This is a genomic window from Variovorax humicola, from assembly GCF_037889915.1.
Taxonomy (GTDB): Bacteria; Pseudomonadota; Gammaproteobacteria; order Burkholderiales; family Burkholderiaceae_C; genus Variovorax; species Variovorax humicola.
Genome location: NZ_JBBKZV010000078.1, coordinates 1 through 3,746 on the forward strand (window position 1 = coordinate 1; position 3,746 = coordinate 3,746).

Below are 3,746 nucleotides of genomic sequence, written 5' to 3' on the forward strand. Positions count from 1 at the left end.
GCTGGTCGCCGACGCGCTGGCCACCATCGATGCCAACACCCCCGACCAGGGCTCGCAGTTGTCGCTGATCCAGGAACACCCGTTGATCCAGTCGGCCGACGTGTACGCCGACCTGTTCGCCCGCGGCGCTGCGCGCCCCGTCCCTCCTGCACCCTCTGCAACCATCCCAGGCACCCACCATGAACATGAATGAGATCGAACGCGCCTTGCGCGAGCTGCGCCTGTCCGGCATTGCCGACACGTTGAACACCCGCCTGATGCAGGCCCAGTCCGCTCAGCAGCCCTTCCTGGAGACCTTTGCCGCCATGCTGCAGGACGAGCTCGACCGGCGCCGATCACGCCTGACCGAGCGACGCTTCAAGCACTCCCAGCTCGACGAGCGCCTCTCGCTGGCCGACTTCGACTGGCGCTTCAACCCCAAGCTGCCGCGCCAGGCCTGCTTCGAGTTGCATACGCTCAAGTTCATCGCCGAAGGCACCAACGCGCTGATCATCGGCAAACCAGGTACCGGCAAGAGTCACTGCGCCAAGGCCGTGGCCTACCAGGCCACCCTGCAGGGCTATGACGTGCGGTACGTCGAAGCCGACACCGAATTCGCACGGTACGGGCTGTCCAGCCAAGCCGAGCAGGCCAAGCTGCTGCGCGGCTATATCGAGCCCGCACTCCTGGTGCTGGACGACCTCTTCCTCGCGCGGCGCATCAGCGAGGCCGGCGCCGAACTGCTGCAGACGATCGTGCACCAGCGCTACAAGCAGCGCCGCAGCCTCATCGTCACCTCCAATCGTGTCGTGCAGGACTGGGGCAAATACCTCGGCGACGCCACGATGGGCACCACCATCCTCGACCGCCTCATGCATCGCGCCGCGATGCTCGAGTTCGAGGGCAAGAGCTATCGACTCAAGGAGGCTGCTGCACGCATCGCACTAACACCCGTCACTGCATAATCCGCCCGTCCTGCCTGGAGCAGTTTGGGTGGCCACAGGTGGAGCAGTTTGACCTGGCCATCGGGGCATGGCACGCACCAGGTCAGCTGGCGCTTGTTTCGGACGCCTTCCCGAAGAGCTTGCCGGCGCCAGCCCAATCCGAGGCCTTCACATCTTCGAAGATGACGTAGATGTAGTCGGGATCCGTCGCGGTATGGCGAACGATGCTTTCAGTGATTTCTGCGGCGACCTTCTCCTTCTGGCTGTGGTCCTTGCCTTCAAACCAGCTCACTCGAACGACGGGCATACAGTGCTCCTTTGAAAATGATGCATCACCCCGGCGCGTGTCGAAACCGGGTTGGGGAAGCTCCATCCTAGTGAAGAAACTGAGTCGATAATCCGACGTTTTTTCCTCCCAGAGTAGCCTCAATGGATACATCATCCGAGCGCGACCCACTGTCGGGCGTGGCTGTATTTGTCGCCGCCGCGCGCGCCGGCACGTTCACAGAGGCGGCAAATCGGATGAGCCTCACGAAATCCGCCGTCGGCAAGACAATCGGCCGGCTCGAGGACCGCCTTGGCTTCAAGCTGTTCCACCGGACGACGCGTCTCACCAGACTCACCGCCGATGGCGAGGCATACCTCACGGCGTGCATCGCGGCCATGGAGGAAGTCACTGCGGCGCAAGCGGCGCTCTCTTCCAGGAACCAGATCCTGAGCGGCCGGCTGCACATCGACATGCCAGTCGCGTTCGGCCGCCACGTGTTGTTGCCAGCGCTCATCGAGATCACGCAGCCGCACCCGGGCTTGAGCCTTACCCTCACCTTCACGGACGCCACCAGCGACCTGCTGAAGGACGACGTCGACCTGGCGATCCGCTTCGGCGCACTTCCAAACACCAGTGATCTTGTCGCACGGCACCTGGTCACCCAGGAGCGCGTGATCTGCGCCGCACCGGCTTATCTTCGCGCGCACGGCGAGCCCCACACCTTGGCTGACGTGCGCGCACATCGCTGTATCGTCGGCTCTGTCAAAGGCCCCCCGCTGGTCTGGTTCGTGACCGACAGCGGCGTCGCGAAGCGCTTCACGCCGCCCGCGACCCATCGCCTCAGCGACGGCCAGGCCATGGTGGACGCCGCGATAGGCGGACTCGGCCTGATCCAGATGCCCATCTCGCTCGTGCGCGAGCCGCTGGCGCGGGGTGCGCTGCAAGCGGTCCTGCCAATGTGCTCGACGGGCGTCGAAGTTCATGCGGTATGGCCCCAGCAAGCGCAACTGAGTCCTCGCGTTCGCCATGTGGTCGACCAGCTGGTGGCCTATGCAGCGCTGGGGCGACTGGATTGACCGCCTGCCTTGCGTGCGCTTCGATCGCTATTCCACTGCCATCACGGGCCGGCGGCAGATGACCGTCGCGGCTTCAGCAGCACCAGCAGCAGCGATGCGCCGCAGCACGCCATCGCACCCAGTTGAATCGGGCCGAGTGGTTCTGCGCGAACGACGGCGCCCGTGACCATCGCCACCATGGGAACCATGACAGTGGAAAGCCCGGAAACCGGGGCCGGCAACATGTCGACAATCGAGAACCAGGCGATATTGCCCAACGCCATCGGCACGATCGTGATGTATGCAATCACGATCAGCGACGTCAAAGATGGAACGAAGGCCTCGCGCGTGCCCGTCGCCATGGCGACGATCAGGATGGGGCTGCCGGCGATGACCAACTGCCAGCCGGTCGAGACGATCGGCGCGACCGTGAGCCCCGCGCGCTTGAGGATGAGCGTCCCGCATGCCCAGCCGATCCCGGCCGAGAGTCCCAGCACGAAGCCAAGGGGCGCCGAGGCATAGCTGTGTCGGGCTGCGAAGGCAAGAAGCGCCACGCCACCGCTTGCAAGAACGACGCTGCAAACAAGGCGCACCGAAGGCTTCTCGCCAAGGAGCAGCCACGAGATCAGCGTCGCCCACAACGGCATCGTGAAGCCGAGCACGGCAGCTTGTCCCGAGGGGATGAGGACCGCAGCGTATGTACTGCCAACATTCCAGATGACGAGGTAAGCGAGCGCGGCCAGCACGAGGGGCTTTCGCTGCGGCGCAGGTATGTGCAATGACATGCCTCGCGCGCGGGCGGCAGCAAGCAAGAGCAGGCCTGACCCCAGAAGACACACGGCACGGAAAGTCCATACGGAGACTTCCCGAACGGCCAGCGGAAAGAGCACCCAGTTCGTACCCCATACAACGGTCAGCACGATGACCAATGGCAGCGCTCCAGCAAGGGTTCCACGGGCAGCACTGCTATGTTTCATTCAGGAAGCACGATACCCCAACCCGCGACAGCGCGGACTGCGCTCAGGTATTGCGCATGCGGCTGCGGCTGCGGCTGCGCGAGCTGCTCCAGGGTCAGAGCTTAATCCGTCAGACGCTGGCCCTTGAGTCACTCAACAAGTAGATCGGCCCCCCTCCCCGTGGATGCCGTGGCCGAGCCCGTTAATCACATCCGAGGTGACATAAGCGCCCGATCGTTGCAAGCGGTAGGCCGCTGCCACTGCGTGGACGTAGTCGATGACCGGATCGATCTCGCCGTGGAATTGACGTGCTGGTGTCATTGAGCGGTCGTTGCCACGCTCGGGTGAAAACGTGACACTGGCCCGACGATTTCAATGTGTGTAACCCAGCACCCGCATGGGTTTGGTTAATGACTGCTTCGCCTTCCAACAGGCGGCGCGCGTCAAGGTACTTGTCGCCTCTTTCATGCAGCCAATGGCTGAATATTTTCGCGGCGCGAGGCCGCAGCGACGATGGAGTCGCGTTCCGGGTTGAGCGAGACGG

6 protein-coding genes are annotated in these 3,746 nt (G+C 63.8%); 3 read left to right on the plus strand and 3 right to left on the minus strand.

Features of this window, described 5'->3' with window-relative positions; translation table 11 throughout:
• Together WKW80_RS36890 and istB are read left to right on the plus strand one after the other, a co-directional pair.
• Positions 1 to 193: hypothetical protein (locus WKW80_RS36890; protein ID WP_422823061.1), on the plus strand; the 193-nt coding region annotated here is incomplete at its 5' end.
• Positions 180 to 944, plus strand: a complete 765-nt coding sequence (gene istB, locus WKW80_RS36895; RefSeq protein WP_340368512.1) for an IS21-like element helper ATPase IstB — start codon at positions 180 to 182, stop codon at positions 942 to 944. The genes WKW80_RS36890 and istB, both read left to right, overlap by 14 nt.
• A gap of 82 nt (positions 945 to 1,026) precedes the next feature.
• Here the strand turns inward: istB and WKW80_RS36900 are convergent, their stop codons facing one another.
• Positions 1,027 to 1,230, minus strand: coding sequence for a tautomerase family protein (locus WKW80_RS36900; protein ID WP_340368513.1), 204 nt, complete (start codon positions 1,228 to 1,230; stop codon positions 1,027 to 1,029).
• A 122-nt stretch (positions 1,231 to 1,352) separates the two neighbouring features.
• Here WKW80_RS36900 and WKW80_RS36905 point away from each other — a divergent pair, with 122 nt between their 5' ends.
• Entirely contained in the window at positions 1,353 to 2,267 is a 915-nt protein-coding gene (locus tag WKW80_RS36905) for a LysR family transcriptional regulator (protein WP_340368514.1), read from the plus strand.
• Between the two features lie 41 nt (positions 2,268 to 2,308).
• Here WKW80_RS36905 and WKW80_RS36910 read toward each other — a convergent pair whose 3' ends face one another.
• Together WKW80_RS36910 and WKW80_RS37685 are read right to left on the minus strand one after the other, a co-directional pair.
• Positions 2,309 to 3,223, minus strand: coding sequence for a DMT family transporter (locus tag WKW80_RS36910; protein WP_340368515.1), 915 nt, complete (start codon positions 3,221 to 3,223; stop codon positions 2,309 to 2,311).
• A 132-nt stretch (positions 3,224 to 3,355) separates the two neighbouring features.
• Complete coding sequence (locus WKW80_RS37685; RefSeq protein WP_422823062.1) at positions 3,356 to 3,523, minus strand: hypothetical protein; 168 nt, start codon at positions 3,521 to 3,523, stop codon at positions 3,356 to 3,358.
• Between the last annotated feature and the right edge of the window lie 223 nt (positions 3,524 to 3,746).